This window comes from Klebsiella ornithinolytica NBRC 105727 = ATCC 31898 (assembly GCF_001598295.1).
Lineage (GTDB): Bacteria > Pseudomonadota > Gammaproteobacteria > Enterobacterales > Enterobacteriaceae > Klebsiella > Klebsiella ornithinolytica.
Genome location: NZ_BCYR01000006.1, coordinates 111463 through 126388, shown reverse-complemented (window position 1 = coordinate 126388; position 14926 = coordinate 111463). Strand labels below are relative to the sequence as shown.

The 14926-nt window shown below is 54.2% G+C and carries 13 protein-coding genes and 1 pseudogene; 8 read left to right on the top strand and 6 right to left on the bottom strand.

Going from position 1 to position 14926, the window contains the following annotated elements; all coding sequences use genetic code 11:
- Positions 1–170 precede the first annotated feature (170 nt).
- Positions 171–1355, top strand: a complete 1185-nt coding sequence (locus ROR01S_RS13735; protein WP_004857826.1) for a sugar efflux transporter — start codon at positions 171–173, stop codon at positions 1353–1355.
- Positions 1356–1395: 40 nt separating this feature from the next.
- On the opposite strand, the gene aroD is transcribed toward ROR01S_RS13735, so the two are convergent.
- The 6 genes from aroD to leuL all read right to left on the bottom strand — a co-directional run bounded on the left by aroD (position 1396) and on the right by leuL (position 7122).
- Entirely contained in the window at positions 1396–2151 is a 756-nt protein-coding gene (aroD, locus tag ROR01S_RS13730) for a type I 3-dehydroquinate dehydratase (RefSeq protein ID WP_004857827.1), read from the bottom strand.
- A gap of 106 nt (positions 2152–2257) precedes the next feature.
- On the bottom strand, positions 2258–2863 hold the full coding sequence (leuD, locus tag ROR01S_RS13725) for a 3-isopropylmalate dehydratase small subunit (protein ID WP_004857830.1): 606 nt from the start codon (positions 2861–2863) through the stop codon (positions 2258–2260).
- A gap of 10 nt (positions 2864–2873) precedes the next feature.
- Positions 2874–4274: a 3-isopropylmalate dehydratase large subunit gene (gene leuC, locus ROR01S_RS13720; RefSeq protein ID WP_004857832.1), complete on the bottom strand. Its 1401-nt coding sequence runs from the start codon at positions 4272–4274 to the stop codon at positions 2874–2876.
- A gap of 2 nt (positions 4275–4276) precedes the next feature.
- Positions 4277–5368 carry a 3-isopropylmalate dehydrogenase gene (gene leuB, locus ROR01S_RS13715; RefSeq protein WP_004857834.1) on the bottom strand — a complete coding sequence of 364 codons (1092 nt, stop codon included), beginning with the start codon at positions 5366–5368 and terminating at the stop codon, positions 4277–4279.
- Positions 5368–6939 (bottom strand): 2-isopropylmalate synthase, encoded by a 1572-nt coding sequence (gene leuA, locus ROR01S_RS13710; protein ID WP_004857836.1) that lies wholly within the window; start codon positions 6937–6939, stop codon positions 5368–5370. The genes leuB and leuA overlap by 1 nt, the downstream gene beginning before the upstream one ends.
- Before the next feature lie 96 nt (positions 6940–7035).
- Positions 7036–7122: a leu operon leader peptide gene (gene leuL, locus ROR01S_RS27090; RefSeq protein ID WP_049267590.1), complete on the bottom strand. Its 87-nt coding sequence runs from the start codon at positions 7120–7122 to the stop codon at positions 7036–7038.
- 607 nt (positions 7123–7729) lie between these two features.
- Between leuL and leuO the strand changes: the two genes are divergently transcribed.
- From leuO to ftsL, 7 genes and pseudogenes are all read left to right on the top strand, one after another.
- Positions 7730–8698 (top strand): transcriptional regulator LeuO, encoded by a 969-nt coding sequence (gene leuO, locus ROR01S_RS13705; RefSeq protein ID WP_086817614.1) that lies wholly within the window; start codon positions 7730–7732, stop codon positions 8696–8698.
- A gap of 394 nt (positions 8699–9092) precedes the next feature.
- Positions 9093–10818, top strand: a pseudogene (ilvI, locus tag ROR01S_RS13700) (acetolactate synthase 3 large subunit).
- 2 nt (positions 10819–10820) lie between these two features.
- Positions 10821–11312 carry an acetolactate synthase small subunit gene (ilvN, locus tag ROR01S_RS13695; RefSeq protein ID WP_004857843.1) on the top strand — a complete coding sequence of 164 codons (492 nt, stop codon included), beginning with the start codon at positions 10821–10823 and terminating at the stop codon, positions 11310–11312.
- Positions 11313–11492: 180 nt separating this feature from the next.
- Positions 11493–12497 (top strand): catabolite repressor/activator, encoded by a 1005-nt coding sequence (gene cra, locus ROR01S_RS13690; protein ID WP_004857845.1) that lies wholly within the window; start codon positions 11493–11495, stop codon positions 12495–12497.
- Positions 12498–13159: 662 nt separating this feature from the next.
- Positions 13160–13618: a division/cell wall cluster transcriptional repressor MraZ gene (mraZ, locus tag ROR01S_RS13685; protein ID WP_004857850.1), complete on the top strand. Its 459-nt coding sequence runs from the start codon at positions 13160–13162 to the stop codon at positions 13616–13618.
- 1 nt (position 13619) lies between these two features.
- Positions 13620–14561, top strand: a complete 942-nt coding sequence (gene rsmH / locus ROR01S_RS13680) for a 16S rRNA (cytosine(1402)-N(4))-methyltransferase RsmH (RefSeq protein ID WP_004857852.1) — start codon at positions 13620–13622, stop codon at positions 14559–14561.
- On the top strand, positions 14558–14923 hold the full coding sequence (gene ftsL / locus ROR01S_RS13675) for a cell division protein FtsL (protein ID WP_004857854.1): 366 nt from the start codon (positions 14558–14560) through the stop codon (positions 14921–14923). The genes rsmH and ftsL overlap by 4 nt, the downstream gene beginning before the upstream one ends.
- The last annotated feature ends 3 nt before the right edge of the window (positions 14924–14926 follow it).

Sequence of the window (14926 nt, the reverse complement as noted above, 5' to 3'; positions counted from 1 at the left end):
GACTGAGTATTGGTGTGTACTTATCCTCTTTCAGACCCAGGCCAGTTGACTGAACCATAACGTTTCGGTCGCCGGCCTGTCACTTGAAACAGATAGAGTATAAAATCACCCGCCAGCAGATGACTTCTGCTGGCTTTTTTCGTTTTCTTCGCGTGCTTTAAGGACATGACATGCTCTGGTTGATGACGATGGGACGGCGGCTTAACGGTGTATACGCGGCGTTTATGCTGGTCGCTTTTATGATGGGTATTGCGGGCGCGCTGCAGGCGCCAACCCTCAGCTTGTTCCTCAGCCGCGAAGTGGGCGCACAGCCTTTCTGGGTCGGCCTGTTTTATACCGTTAACGCGATCGCCGGTATTCTGGTGAGCCTGGCGCTGGCGAAACGTTCCGATAGCCAGGGGGATCGCCGCCGGCTGATCATGTTCTGCTGTCTGATGGCGGTGGGCAACGCGCTACTGTTTGCTTTTAACCGTCACTACTTAACATTGATCACCTGCGGTGTGATGCTGGCGTCGATTGCCAATGCCGCGATGCCCCAGCTGTTCGCCCTGGCGCGGGAATATGCCGATAGTTCGGCGCGGGAAGTGGTGATGTTCAGCTCGGTGATGCGTGCGCAGCTGTCGCTGGCGTGGGTGATCGGACCGCCGCTGGCTTTCATGCTGGCGCTGAACTATGGCTTTACCACCATGTTCTCGATTGCGGCCGGTATTTTCGTCATTAGCCTGGCGTTAATTGCCGTTAAGCTGCCGTCGGTTGCCCGAGTGGAGCAGCCTGCGGAAGCGGCGGGCGTCGTAGTGCAGGCCGGCGGCTGGCAAGATAAAAACGTACGTATGTTGTTTATCGCGTCGACGCTGATGTGGACCTGCAACACCATGTATATCATCGATATGCCGCTGTGGATCAGTAGCGATCTTGGCTTGCCGGATAGCCTGGCCGGGATCCTGATGGGGACGGCGGCCGGGCTGGAAATCCCGGCGATGATCCTGGCGGGGTATTACGTCAAGCGCTGGGGCAAACGTAAAATGATGGTCGCCGCGGTGGCTGCCGGCGTGCTGTTCTATCTTGGCCTGATTGTGTTCCACGAACGTACCGCGCTGCTGGCGCTGCAGCTGTTCAACGCCATTTTTATCGGTATTGTCGCCGGGATTGGCATGCTGTGGTTCCAGGACCTGATGCCTGGACGGGCCGGGGCCGCCACCACGCTGTTTACCAACAGTATTTCCACCGGAGTGATTCTCGCCGGCGTGCTGCAGGGAGCGCTGTCGCAAAACTATGGCCACGCCAGCGTGTACTGGGTCATTGCCGCCATCTCGCTGCTGACGCTGTTTCTGACCAGCAAAGTCAAAGATATTTAGCCAGGCGCCGCACCGCAGATTGCTGCGATGCGGCGTGCTTTCAGGACAGAATATTCATCATTTCCCGCAGCTGACGCACGGCAATTTGTCCGGGTGCCGATGCCTGGCCCACGCTGCCAAACGTCATCGCTGAGCCGAACAGGCGTCCGGTGACCCGGCTGACGCCGCCCAGTTTGCCCATCGACATCGTGATTAACGGGCGGGTGGCGTACCGTTCTTTCATGACCAGAGTGGCAGACAGTAATGTCAGCACGTCTTGCGGCGACTGAGGCATGACCGCGATTTTCGGCAGATCGGCGCCCAGCTCCTGCATGCGGCGTAGCCGGGCGATAATCTCTTCCTGCGCCGGTGTTGTTTGGAAATCATGATTGCTCATAATCACTTTTACCCCGGCGGCATGAGCTTCATCGATCAGCGCCCGGATCGGCATTTCGTCATTGAAGAGCTCAATATCAATGATGTCCACCAGCCCGCTGGCAACGGCCAGACGGTTGAGTGCGAAGTACGCGTCATCGCCGATCTCCGTTTCACCTCCCTCTTTATGGCTGCGGAAGGTGAACAGCAGCGGTATATCGGCGAGCAGCCGGCGAATCTCCGTCAGCGCCAGCAGGACCTGATCCCGATCGCCGACAGCGGTAAAATGGTCGACACGCCATTCGATAAGATCGGCTCCGGCCTCCGCCAGCGTGCGGGCATGGGCTTTCAGCTCGTCGAGCGTCTGGCCGATTAGCGGCACGCAAATTAACGTGGTGCCTTCCTGGAAGGTGATATTTTTAATGGTGACAGCGGTCGTCATGTGAGGGTCCATCGGTCAGGGCGGGCTCTTTTCTTGCCGTAAGCCGCGCGAAAAACCTAAAAAAATGCCCGGTCACAAGGACCGGGCTCGGGGATCAACGGCGTGGTTAGTTCATAAAGGCCGGCAGTTTGTTTTCGTAGGCTGAAATCGCCTCTTCGTGCTGCAGCGTCAGACCGATGCTATCAAGTCCGTTGAGCATACAGTGGCGACGGAAGGCATCAATTTTAAAGCTGTAGGTTTTGTCGCCCGCTTTCACCACTTCGGATTCCAGATCCACTTCGAACGTCATACCGGGGTTCGCCTGAACCAGCTTGAACATCTCGTCGACCTGTTCATCGCTCAGCGTCACCGGCAGCAGCTGGTTGTTAAAGCTGTTACCGTAAAAGATATCGGCGAAGCTGGGGGCGATAACCACTTTAAAACCGTAATCGGTCAATGCCCACGGCGCGTGCTCACGGGAGGAGCCGCAGCCGAAGTTTTCCCGCGCCAGCAGGATCGATGCGCCTTTATACTCCGGGAAGTTAAGGACGAATTCCGGGTTTGGCTGTTGTCCACGATCGTCAAGAAAACGCCAGTCGTTGAACAGATGCGCGCCAAAACCGGTGCGCGTCACTTTCTGCAGGAACTGCTTAGGAATGATCGCATCGGTATCGACGTTTGCGGCATCCAGCGGAACCACCAGGCCCGTATGTTGGGTAAATTTCTCTGCCATGATGGTCTCCTTATTTGATGTCGCGAATATCGGCGAAATGGCCGGTCACGGCTGCCGCTGCGGCCATCGCCGGGCTGACTAAGTGGGTACGTCCGCCGCGGCCCTGACGGCCTTCAAAGTTACGGTTGCTGGTTGATGCGCAGCGCTCGCCAGGATTCAGGCGATCGTTGTTCATGGCCAGGCACATGGAGCAGCCCGGCAGACGCCATTCAAAACCGGCTTCGATAAAGATCTTATCCAGACCTTCGGCTTCCGCCTGAGCTTTCACCGGGCCAGAACCCGGGACCACCAATGCCTGCACGCCCGGCGCGACTTTGCGGCCTTTAGCGACTTCGGCCGCGGCGCGCAAATCTTCAATACGCGAGTTGGTACAGGAGCCGATGAACACTTTATCGATAGCCACGTCGGTTAACGGGATACCCGGTTTCAGGCCCATATAGGCCAGCGCTTTTTCCGCGCTCGCCCGCTCGACCGGATCGGCGAAAGAGGCCGGGTCGGGAATCATCTCGTTAACGGAAATGACCTGACCTGGGTTTGTACCCCAGGTAACCTGCGGGGCAATCTCTTCTGCCTGCAGGGTCACGACGGTGTCAAAGGTGGCGTCAGCGTCTGTTTTCAGGGTTTTCCAGTATTCAACAGCCGCGTCGAAGTCCTGGCCTTTTGGCGCGTGCAAACGACCCTTCACATAGTTAAAGGTGGTTTCATCCGGCGCGACCAGACCTGCTTTCGCACCCATTTCGATGGCCATATTGCACAGCGTCATACGACCTTCCATGCTCAGATCGCGAATGGCTTCACCGCAGAACTCCACCACGTGGCCGGTGCCGCCGGCGCTACCGGTTTTGCCAATAATGGCCAGCACGATATCTTTAGCGGTGATGCCCGGCGCTGCTTTGCCATTCACTTCAATCTTCATGGTCCTGGCACGGCCCTGCTTCAGGGTCTGAGTCGCCAGGACGTGCTCAACTTCGGAGGTGCCGATACCAAAAGCCAGCGCGCCAAATGCGCCGTGAGTGGCGGTGTGGGAATCGCCGCAGACGATGGTCATCCCCGGCAGGGTCACGCCCTGTTCCGGCCCCATAACGTGGACGATACCCTGATACGGGTGGTTCAGATCGTACAGCTCAACGCCGAACTCCTGGCAGTTTTTGATCAGCTCCTGCATCTGAATGCGCGCCATTTCGCCGGACGCGTTGATATCTTTCGTCTGGGTAGAAACGTTATGGTCCATGGTGGCGAAGGTTTTACCCGGCTGACGAACCTGACGGTTGTGCGCGCGCAGGCCGTCAAAGGCCTGTGGTGAGGTCACTTCATGCACCAGATGACGGTCGATATACAGCAGCGGGGTTTCGTTCTGCGCTTCATAAACGACATGCGCATCAAACAACTTTTCGTATAAGGTCTTCGCCATGATTACACCCCTTCAGCGACATAGCGGGCAATGATATCGCCCATTTCATCGGTACTGACCGCCGCCGTGCCGCGCGCTAAATCGCCGGTACGCACGCCTTCTTCTAATGCACGGTTGATCGCACTCTCAATCGCTGTTGCCGCGTTATCGGCATCCAGGCTGTAGCGCAGCAAAAGCGCCAGAGAGAGGATCTGCGCGATAGGGTTGGCGATATTTTTACCAGCGATATCCGGAGCTGAGCCGCCTGCCGGTTCATACAGACCAAAACCTTGTTCATTGAGGCTGGCCGACGGCAGCATGCCCATTGAGCCGGTGATCATGGCGCATTCGTCAGACAGGATGTCGCCGAACAGGTTGGAACACAGCAAAACGTCAAACTGGGACGGGTCTTTAATCAGCTGCATGGTGGCGTTGTCGATGTACATATGCGCCAGCTCAACGTCCGGGTATTCTTTGGCGATCTCGCTGACCACTTCGCGCCACAGAATAGATGACTGCAGAACGTTCGCTTTATCGATAGAAGTCACTTTATTACGCCGTTTGCGTGCGGACTGAAACGCGATATGCGCGATGCGCTCGATTTCAAAGCGATGATAGACCTCGGTATCAAATGCTTTTTCGTGTTGACCGCTGCCCTCGCGGCCTTTCGGCTGGCCGAAGTAGATCCCGCCGGTTAATTCGCGGACGCACAGAATGTCGAAGCCGTTTGCCGCGATATCCGCACGCAGCGGGCAAAACTCTTCCAGCCCCTGGTACAGCTTCGCCGGACGCAGGTTGCTGAACAGTTTAAAATGTTTACGCAGCGGCAGCAGCGCGCCGCGCTCCGGCTGACCGGCCGGCGGCAGATGTTCCCATTTCGGGCCGCCTACGGAGCCGAACAGAATCGCATCGGCCTGCTCACAGCCTTCTACCGTCGCCTGCGGCAGCGGGGTGCCCTGACGGTCGATAGCGATGCCGCCGACGTCATACTGACTGGTAGTAATGCGCATATCAAAACGGTGACGAACGGCTTCCAGTACTTTCATCGCCTGGTTCATGACTTCCGGGCCAATGCCATCACCTGGCAAAACAGCAATATGGTAATTCTTCGACATTACACGGTTTCCTTCTTGTTCTCGTTATTTTGAGCTTTGCGTTGCAACTCTTTTTCGACTTCTGCTGCGCGCCAGATATTGTTCAGCACGTGGACCATGGCTTTCGCGGAGGATTCAACGATATCCGTCGCCAGACCGACGCCGTGGAAGCGGCGACCGTTGTAGGTTACGACGATATCTACCTGACCCAGCGCGTCTTTGCCCTGACCTTTGGCGTTCAGGTCATATTTGACCAGCTCCACGTCATAGCCGGTGATACGGTTGATAGCCTGATAAATAGCGTCGACCGGGCCGTTGCCGTTAGCGGCTTCTGCTTTGGTCTCTTCACCGCAGACCAGTTTTACGGAGGCCGTGGCGATATCGCTGGAGCCTGACTGCACGCTGAAGTAATCCAGGCGGAAATGCTCCGGCTCTTCCTGCTGTTTGTTGATGAACGCCAGCGCTTCCAGATCGTAATCAAAGACCTGGCCTTTTTTGTCTGCCAGCTTCAGGAAGGCGTCGTAGAGGTGATCCATGTTGTAGTCGGTATCTTTGTAGCCCATCTCTTCCATACGGTGTTTCACTGCCGCACGGCCGGAGCGGGAAGTCAGGTTCAGCTGCACCTGATTCAGACCGATCGATTCCGGGGTCATGATTTCGTAGTTTTCGCGGTTCTTCAGCACGCCGTCCTGGTGGATGCCGGAGGAGTGGGCGAAGGCGCCGGTACCGACGATGGCTTTGTTGGCCGGAATGGGCATATTGCAAATCTGGCTGACGGTCTGGCTGGTACGCCAGATTTCGTTGTGATTAATGCCGGTGCGGACATCCATAATGTCTTTGCGCACCTTGATGGCCATAATCACTTCTTCCAGCGAACAGTTGCCCGCGCGCTCGCCGATACCGTTCATGGCGCCTTCAACCTGGCGAGCACCGGCGTGGACCGCGGCAATCGCGTTACCGACGGCCAGGCCTAAATCGTCATGGGTGTGCACGGAGATGATGGCTTTGTCGATATTCGGGACGCGATCGTACAGGCCGGTAATGATACTGGAGAACTCAAACGGCATGGTATAGCCGACGGTGTCCGGGATATTAATCGTGGTGGCGCCGGCGTTGATGGCGGCTTCGACCACGCGCGCCAGATCGGCGATCGGCGTACGGCCCGCATCTTCACAGGAGAATTCGACGTCGTCGGTATAGTTGCGTGCGCGTTTGATCATATAGATTGCGCGCTCAATGACCTCATCCAGGGTGCTACGCAGCTTGGTGGCGATGTGCATCGGCGAGGTGGCGATAAAGGTATGAATTCGGAACGCTTCGGCGACTTTTAAGGATTCTGCCGCCACATCAATGTCTTTCTCGACGCAACGAGCCAGGGCGCAGACGCGGCTGTTTTTGATGGTGCGTGCGATGGTTTGTACGGACTCGAAGTCGCCAGGAGATGAGACCGGGAAGCCGACTTCCATCACATCAACGCCCATCCGCTCCAGGGCCATCGCAATCTGCAGCTTCTCTTTCACGCTCAGGCTGGCCTGTAACGCTTGCTCCCCGTCACGTAAGGTCGTATCGAAAATAATGACTTGCTGGCTCATGGTTTAGATCCTTAATCGGTGTCCTGGGCGCCTTGCTTACGAGCATAAAAAAACCCGCGCAACGGCGCGGGTTTTATAGTCTTGCTGGAAGATGACTTAACGCTGAACGTCGCCCAACAGCCTACCGCGCATAGTGGATGCGTTTAGTAGTAGTAGGCCGGTGAAACGAGTGGTGCGAATCATTGCGTCATGCTCCAGATGAAATCGATATGCTTTTAGAGTTACTGGATACGCGTTTTGATGTCAACCCCTGGGCAACAAAAACCGCTTTTTACCTCACAATGGAATTAGTGTATTGTTCTGAGAAATGGCCTTATTTGCCGAGAATTATTTTTCAATTCACTCTGGCAGACTCTCAGTTAACGCTGCCGCTGCGATTGACTTTTCCCTTCTTGCCGCGTCACCGCCCGACATGGGTTGGAATTATCTTAATTACAGCCATTGGTTTATCGGTCTTATGAATATATTGATTTAAGTATTGTGAGAACGTCAATGATAATAAGCAGATAGTGCAGGTTGACGCTGAGTCAATGCATTGAAAAACGCTTAAATTAACGTTGGCGATGGGGAGTGTAGCGTTTTTTCTGCCAGTTATGTATTCCTTTAACGCTATCCACTCATCAATGGGCTTTCAGGCCTTTAGGATTTTTTCTGATAATTTAACGGAGGTCCGTGCAACTAATGGTTTTGATATATTCCTAAAATGCATTCTTGCTCTTTTGTATGTGACATATGTATGGTAAATGATATTTCCTTTGCCCATTGCCGCATTTTAATAAAGGGAATTTATCTGATGGTGGAGTTAGATATGATAATTGAAACCTCTGAACCTGAACCCGCCCTCGAAAGAGGAATGATTAAACCTCAGCTTAGAACGGTCGATCTTAATCTGCTTACCGTTTTTGATGCGGTCATGCAGGAACAAAATATTACGCGGGCGGCGCATTCGCTGGGGATGTCTCAGCCTGCGGTGAGTAATGCCGTAGCGCGACTAAAAGTAATGTTTAACGATGAGCTGTTTGTACGGTATGGGCGGGGTATTCAGCCGACGGCTCGTGCATTTCAGCTATTTGGCTCAATACGCCAGGCGCTGCAGCTGGTGCAAAATGAGTTGCCGGGTTCCGATTTTGAGCCGATAAGCAGTGAGCGCGTATTTAATCTCTGCATTTGCAGCCCGTTAGATAACTATCTTACTTCGATTATATTTAACAAAGTTAACGAAGTTGCACCAAATATTCATTTGATTTTTAAAGCATCCCTTAATCAAAACACCGAGCATCAATTACGTTATCAGGAAATAGAGTTTGTGGTTGGCTATGAGGAGTTTCGCCGCCCCGAGTTTGCCTGTGTGCCCTTGTTTAAAGATGAAATGATATTAGTAGCCAGCTGTAAACACCCGCGTATTTCCGGACCGGTGACGGAAGCGGATATTTATCGCGAAGAACATGCGGTTGTGGCTTTGGATCGCTATGCTTCGTTTAGCCTTCCCTGGTATAGCTCTGTCAATAAACAGACGCAAATTGCATATCAAGGGAATGCTATGGTCAGCGTGCTTAATGTGGTATCACAAACCCACATGGTGGCCATTGCCCCGAGCTGGCTGGCGAGGGAGTATGCAGAAAAGCTGAACCTGCAATTATTGCCGTTACCGCTAAAAGTGAATAACCGCACCTGTTTTCTTTCCTGGCATGAGGCCGCCGGTAGAGATAAAGGTCATCAGTGGATGCAGGATCTGCTGGTGCGAATTTGCCAGCGCTAAATATAGCTGTGCCTGAGCGGGAGCGCTCGCTCTCGCTTTATGTGATCAAAACCACAAAATATAGAATTTTATCCTGTTTGCCGCTCTTTGCCAGGGCGTGCAGCAAGTGAAAAATGGATGAATTTCTGCCATCAGACAATTTGTCCGAGTAATTTCAGCGCTCGTTTCTTATTTATGAAGCTTTCAACCACATTTCATATCAAATTCTTATCTTTTATTCTTTTGGCGGCTGACATGCGCCTGAGGTCGCTAATTGCCTGCCCGTTGGCGAGCAGTTATGGTAAGAGCACGCAGTCCATTCACCTCAATGGCCAGGAGCCGATTCCTGGCATTGTGCGAACGCGCGGAAATTGAATTCTGCTGTCGTTAGAAACAATAAGCCTGGAGGCAAACCATGGAGATGTTGTCAGGAGCCGAGATGGTCGTCCAATCGCTTGTCGATCAGGGCGTCAAGCAAGTATTCGGCTACCCCGGAGGCGCGGTCCTCGATATCTATGATGCATTACATACCCTGGGGGGGTATTGACCATATTCTGGTGCGCCACGAGCAGGCGGCAGTGCATATGGCGGATGGCCTTGCCCGAGCGACCGGTGAAGTAGGGGTTGTGCTGGTGACTTCGGGCCCGGGCGCGACGAATGCCATTACCGGTATTGCCACGGCATACATGGATTCTGTTCCGCTGGTGATTCTCTCCGGGCAGGTCGCGACTTCCTTGATTGGTTATGATGCCTTCCAGGAGTGCGATATGGTCGGCATCTCCCGGCCGGTGGTGAAACACAGCTTTCTGGTCAAGCAGACGGAAGATATTCCCGGCGTGCTGAAAAAAGCGTTCTGGCTGGCTGCCAGCGGGCGTCCTGGTCCGGTGGTCGTTGATTTACCAAAAGATATTCTCAATCCGGCGAACAAGCTGCCGTACGCGTGGCCGGATAGCGTCAGCATGCGTTCTTACAACCCGACGACCAGCGGTCATAAAGGGCAAATTAAACGCGCTCTACAGACGCTGGTGGCGGCAAAACATCCGGTTGTCTACGTCGGCGGCGGGGCGATTAACGCCGGATGTGAAGAACAGCTGCGTACCCTGGTAGAAAAACTGAATCTGCCGGTTGCTTCATCGCTGATGGGACTCGGTGCCTTTCCGGCCAGCCATTCCCAGGCGTTAGGTATGCTGGGGATGCATGGAACGTATGAAGCCAACATGACGATGCATCACTCCGATGTCATCTTTGCCGTCGGCGTGCGTTTTGACGATCGCACGACCAACAATCTGGCGAAGTACTGCCCGAATGCGACGGTGCTGCATATTGATATCGATCCGACGTCCATTTCGAAGACGGTTCCGGCAGATGTGCCGATCGTTGGCGATGCGCGTCAGGTCCTGGAGCAGATGCTTGAGCTACTTGAGCAGGAAGAAGCGCAGCAGCCGCTGGATGAGATCCGCGACTGGTGGCAGCAGATAGCGCAGTGGCGCGCGCGCCATTGTCTGCAATACGACACCCAAAGCGGCAAGATCAAACCGCAGGCCGTCATCGAGACCATCTGGCGCCTGACCAACGGCGATGCCTACGTGACCTCCGATGTTGGTCAGCACCAGATGTTTGCCGCCCTTTACTATCCTTTCGACAAGCCAAGACGTTGGATTAACTCAGGTGGTCTCGGCACGATGGGCTTCGGTTTGCCCGCTGCACTCGGCGTGAAGATGGCCTTGCCGGAAGAAACGGTCGTTTGCGTGACCGGCGATGGCAGTATTCAGATGAATATTCAGGAGCTTTCCACCGCGCTGCAGTATGAGCTGCCGGTGCTGGTGTTGAATCTGAACAACCGCTACCTCGGAATGGTGAAGCAGTGGCAGGATATGATCTATTCCGGTCGCCATTCACAATCTTATATGGAGTCGCTCCCGGATTTCGTCCGGCTTGCGGAAGCCTATGGGCACGTAGGGATTCGCATCAGCGAGCCGCAGGAGCTGGAGTCTAAGCTGGCCGAAGCGCTGGAACAGGTGCGTAATCATCGTCTGGTGTTCGTTGATGTGACGGTGGACGGCAGCGAGCATGTGTATCCCATGCAGATCCGCGGCGGCGGCATGGATGAGATGTGGTTGAGCAAAACGGAGAGAACCTGATTATGCGCCGGATATTATCTGTCTTACTGGAAAACGAATCAGGCGCCTTATCACGCGTCATCGGCCTTTTCGCACAGCGCGGGTATAACATTGAAAGCCTGACGGTGGCCCCCACCGACGATCCGACGCTTTCGAGAATGACTATCCAGACCGTTGGCGATGAGAAAGCGATCGAGCAAATTGAAAAACAGCTGCATAAGCTGGTGGATGTACTGCGTGTCAGCGAGCTGGGGCAGAATTCGCACGTTGAGCGTGAAATTATGCTGGTGAAAGTCCAGGCGAGCGGTTTTGGCCGTGAAGAGGTGAAGCGCAACACGGAGATTTTCCGCGGGCAAATCATCGATGTCACGCCGTCACTGTATACCGTCCAGCTGGTAGGGACCAGCGATAAACTGGATGCCTTTATTGCTTCGTTACGCGACGTTGCGCGGATTGTTGAAGTGGCACGCTCCGGTGTGGTAGGACTCTCGCGCGGCGACAAAATCATGCGCTGAGTCCCTGAAACTGACGTAAAAATAGCCCGACACAATCTGTCGGGTTATTTTTTTGCGAAATCGGTGGGAACTGTAGACAAAACCGGTTGCTGCGCTAACTATTCTGCGTTTAGATGTTATGAAAATGAATCCATAGCTGAAGAAAGGTTATGTTCTGTACTCATTACCCAAGGGGCAATTGTGAAACTGGATGAAATCGCCCGGCTGGCCGGTGTCTCGCGTACCACCGCTAGCTATGTGATTAACGGTAAAGCGAAACAGTACCGCGTCAGCGACAAAACGGTCGAAAAGGTTATGGCCGTCGTTCGTGAGCACAACTACCATCCGAATGCGGTCGCTGCTGGCTTGCGTGCAGGACGCACGCGTTCTATTGGTCTGGTGATTCCCGATCTGGAAAATACCAGCTATACCCGTATTGCTAACTATCTTGAGCGTCAGGCGCGCCAGCGCGGCTATCAGCTGCTGATCGCCTGTTCGGAAGATCAGCCTGACAACGAGATGCGCTGCATTGAGCATCTGCTACAGCGCCAGGTGGATGCCATTATCGTCTCGACGTCATTACCGCCTGAGCACCCGTTCTATCAACGCTGGGCCAACGATCCTTTCCCGATTGTCGCCCTGGATCGCGCGCTCGATCGCGAGCATTTCACCAGCGTTGTTGGCGCCGATCAGGATGACGCCGAAATGCTGGCCGCTGAACTGCGCAAATTCCCGGGGGAAAACGTCCTGTATCTTGGTGCGCTACCGGAGCTGTCGGTCAGTTTTCTGCGTGAACAGGGCTTCCGTACCGCGTGGAATGACGATCCGCGTGAAGTGCAGTATCTGTACGCCAACAGCTTTGAACGCGAAGCGGCAGGGCAGCTGTTTGAGAAATGGCTGGAAACGCATCCCATGCCGCAGGCGCTGTTCACCACCTCATTTCCGCTGTTGCAGGGGGTGATGGATGTGACGCTGCGTCGGGAAGGGAAGCTGCCGTCCGAACTGGCTATTGCGACCTTCGGCGACAATGAGCTGCTCGACTTCCTGCAGTGTCCGGTACTGGCCGTGGCCCAGCGCCACCGCGATGTAGCGGAACGCGTGCTGGAAATTGTCCTCGCCAGCCTTGATGAGCCGCGTAAGCCAAAACCAGGATTAAGCCGTATCCGTCGTAATTTGTATCGCCGGGGAAGTTTGAACCGTCGCTGATGCGCCAGGCTTTCGATCGCCGGCCTCTGCGTGTGTCAAAAACCCGGAAAAGAGTGGCGTGACTCGCCAGACGAAAGTCGTCTGGCGATAATCCGTACAAATTACCATAAAAAAGTAAATTTGAATCGCTTTCAGACAAATCCCTAAACTTCTTTACGCATTATTTTGTTTTATTCTGGAGTTACCGCTTTACGGCCCCCGTTAGCGATAAAAAAAAGTTAAATCAGTCTTTATTTGTATTATTTTGTTACATTCATTAAGTTAATCGCTGAATTAACACTCATTTTACGGCTCATCACCCGCTCATCTCCCCGCAACCCGCGACAAGAGTGCTTCTCTGACGGTAACAGGCACTGTTAACGGACATCATAATCGCCTAAAATGCCGCTCGCGTCGCAAACTGACACTTTATATTTTCCCACCGAAGATATTTTGTTGCTTTTAACTGTTACGAATTTGTTGGTTGTTTTCTTACACGTATTCATAGCGTTAATTTGCCTCGTTTGTTGATGATTATTTCATCAGGCCTAATATCGGCTGCAAATAATGGGTTTTTGAGCTTCGTTGGTATTCGTGCTGGCTTGACAAGCTTTTCCTCCGCTCCGTAAACTCCTTCTGGTGGGAATTTGTGGGTTAAAGTGGCGAAAAGGGGTGAGGCTGGCATGTTCCGTGGGGCAACGTTAGTCAATCTCGACAGCAAAGGCCGTCTGGCCGTACCGACGCGTTACCGCGACGGGCTGATCGAAGACGCTTCCGGTCAACTGGTTTGTACCATTGACATTCATCACCCGTGCCTGCTGCTTTACCCCTTGCCTGAATGGGAAATCATCGAGCAAAAATTGTCGCGTTTATCGAGCATGAATCCCGTTGAGCGGCGCGTCCAGCGCCTGCTTTTGGGTCATGCCAGCGAATGTCAGATGGATAATGCCGGGCGTCTCCTGATTGCGCCGGTGTTACGGCAGCATGCCGGGCTGACAAAAGAAGTGATGCTGGTCGGACAGTTCAATAAGTTTGAACTGTGGGATGAAACGACCTGGTATCAACGGGTCAAGGAAGATATCGACGCTGAGCAGTCGTCGACCGACGCGTTGTCGGAGCGTCTGCAGGATTTGTCTCTATAACATGATGGAAAATTTTAAACACACTACGGTACTTCTGGATGAAGCGGTTAACGGCCTGAATATTCGTCCGGATGGTATCTACATTGATGGGACCTTTGGTCGCGGTGGACACTCGCGCCTGATCCTTTCCCAACTGGGAGCGGAAGGACGCTTGCTGGCTATCGATCGCGATCCGCAGGCTATCGCCGTGGCGAAGACCATCGATGACCCTCGCTTTTCCATCGTACATGGACCTTTCTCTGCGCTGGCTGATTATGTGAGTGAGCGCGGACTAACTGGCAAGATCGACGGTATTCTTCTCGATCTTGGTGTCTCTTCACCTCAGCTTGATGATGCCGAGCGTGGCTTCTCGTTTATGCGCGATGGTCCGCTGGATATGCGTATGGACCCCACTCGCGGCCAGTCTGCCGCCGAGTGGTTGCAGACGGCGGACGAAGCGGATATCGCCTGGGTGATTAAAACCTTTGGCGAAGAGCGCTTCGGTAAGCGCATCGCGCGCGCCATCGTTGAGCGTAACCGTATCGAGCCCATGACCCGTACGAAAGAGCTGGCGGAAGTGGTGACGGCGGCGACGCCGGTGAAGGACAAATTCAAACATCCCGCGACCCGTACCTTCCAGGCGGTGCGCATCTGGGTGAACAGTGAACTGGAGGAGATAGAGCAGGCGCTAAAAAGCTCGCTCAGCGTGCTGGCCCCGGGCGGGCGGCTTTCGATCATCAGTTTCCACTCGCTGGAAGACCGTATTGTGAAGCGCTTCATGCGTGAGCAAAGCCGCGGTCCGCAGGTTCCGGCCGGGTTACCAATGACCGAAGAGCAGCTCAAAAAACTGGGTGGCCGTGAGTTGCGAGCACTAGGCAAGTTGATGCCGGGCGAAGAAGAGGTGGCAGAGAATCCACGGGCCCGTAGTTCAGTTCTGCGCATTGCAGAGAGGACGAACGCATGATCGGCAGAGTGACAGAAGCCTTAAGCAAAGTTAAAGGATCGTTAGGAAGCAACGAGCGCCATGCCTTGCCTGGCGTTATCGGGGACGATCTTCTGCGGTTTGGGAAGCTGCCACTCTGCCTGTTCATTTGCATCATCATTACGGCGATTACCGTGGTGACGACGGCTCACCATACCCGTCTGCTAACCGCGCAGCGTGAACAACTGGTTCTGGAACGTGACGCGCTGGATATTGAATGGCGAAACCTGATCCTCGAAGAGAACGCGCTCGGCGATCATAGTCGGGTTGAGCGGATCGCGACCGAGAAGTTGCAGATGCAACACGTTGATCCATCACAAGAAAATATCGTTGTACAAAAATAAGGA